The following is a 1,746-nucleotide window of genomic DNA, read 5'->3' on the forward strand; positions in this document are numbered from 1 at the left end:
TATAAAAAGCCACTTGGGCGTTGTATGGTTAAGCCTCACGGGCAATTAGTACAGGTTAGCTCAACGCATTGCTACGCTTCCACACCCTGCCTATCTACGTCGTAGTCTTCAACAACCCTTTAGGACAGTTAAACTGTCAGGGATGACTCATCTTGGGGCTCGCTTCCCGCTTAGATGCTTTCAGCGGTTATCGATTCCGAACGTAGCTACCGGGCAATGCCTTTGGCAAAACAACCCGAACACCAGCGGTTCGTCCACTCCGGTCCTCTCGTACTAGGAGCAGCTCCCCTCAATCATCCAACGCCCACACCAGATAGGGACCGAACTGTCTCACGACGTTCTAAACCCAGCTCGCGTACCACTTTAAATGGCGAACAGCCATACCCTTGGGACCGACTTCAGCCCCAGGATGTGATGAGCCGACATCGAGGTGCCAAACACCGCCGTCGATATGAACTCTTGGGCGGTATCAGCCTGTTATCCCCGGAGTACCTTTTATCCGTTGAGCGATGGCCCTTCCATTCAGAACCACCGGATCACTATGACCTACTTTCGTACCTGCTCGACGTGTCTGTCTCGCAGTTAAGCTGGCTTATGCCATTGCACTAACCTCCTGATGTCCGACCAGGATTAGCCAACCTTCGTGCTCCTCCGTTACGCTTTGGGAGGAGACCGCCCCAGTCAAACTACCCACCAGACACTGTCCACATTCCCGATAAGGGAACAATGTTAGAACATCAAACCTACAAGGGTGGTATTTCAAGGTTGACTCCACATCATCTGGCGACAATGCTTCAAAGTCTCCCACCTATCCTACACATGTAGGGTCAATGTTCAGTGCCAAGCTATAGTAAAGGTTCACGGGGTCTTTCCGTCTAGGTGCGGGTACACAGCATCTTCACTGCGATTTCAATTTCACTGAGTCTTGGGTGGAGACAGCGTGGCCATGATTACGCCATTCGTGCAGGTCGGAACTTACCCGACAAGGAATTTCGCTACCTTAGGACCGTTATAGTTACGGCCGCCGTTTACCGGGGCTTCGATCAAGAGCTTCGCCGAAGCTAACCCCATCAATTAACCTTCCGGCACCGGGCAGGCGTCACACCGTATACGTCATCTTTCGATTTAGCACAGTGCTGTGTTTTTAATAAACAGTTCCAGCCACCATTTCACTGCGGCCCCCATTCGCTCATGAAGCAAGTCCAATCACAAACAGGGGCGTACCTTCTCCCGAAGTTACGGTACGATTTTGCCGAGTTCCTTCACCCAAGTTCTCTCAAGCGCCTTAGTATTCTCTACCTGACCACCTGTGTCGGTTTGGGGTACGGTTCACATATTCATAAGTTTAGAGGCTTTTCCTGGAAGCAGAGTATTTGCAACTTCAACACCTTAGTGTCTCGTCTCGTGTCTCGAGCATATTGAATCCCGGATTTGCCTAAGATTCAACCCTACACACTTTCACCTGGACAACCAACGCCAGGCCTGCATAACTTTCTCCGTCCCCCCATCACTGAATATATAAGTACGGGAATATTAACCCGTTTCCCATCGACTACGCATTTCTGCCTCGCCTTAGGGGCCGACTTACCCTGCCCTGATTAGCATGGGACAGGAAACCTTGGTCTTCCGGCGTGGGGGTTTTTCACCCCCATTATCGTTACTCATGTCAGCATTCGCACTTGTGATATGTCCAGCAAGCCTCTCAGCTCACCTTCAGCCACTTACACAACGCTCCCCTACCACTTG

At 51.1% G+C, this 1,746-nt stretch carries 1 rRNA gene; it reads right to left on the reverse strand.

The features are described 5' to 3' along the window. Positions 1 to 24 precede the first annotated feature (24 nt). Positions 25 to 1,746 (reverse strand): 23S ribosomal RNA (locus ACVCDT_RS16165); the annotation flags it as partial.

The organism is Paraglaciecola aestuariivivens (assembly GCF_052983255.1).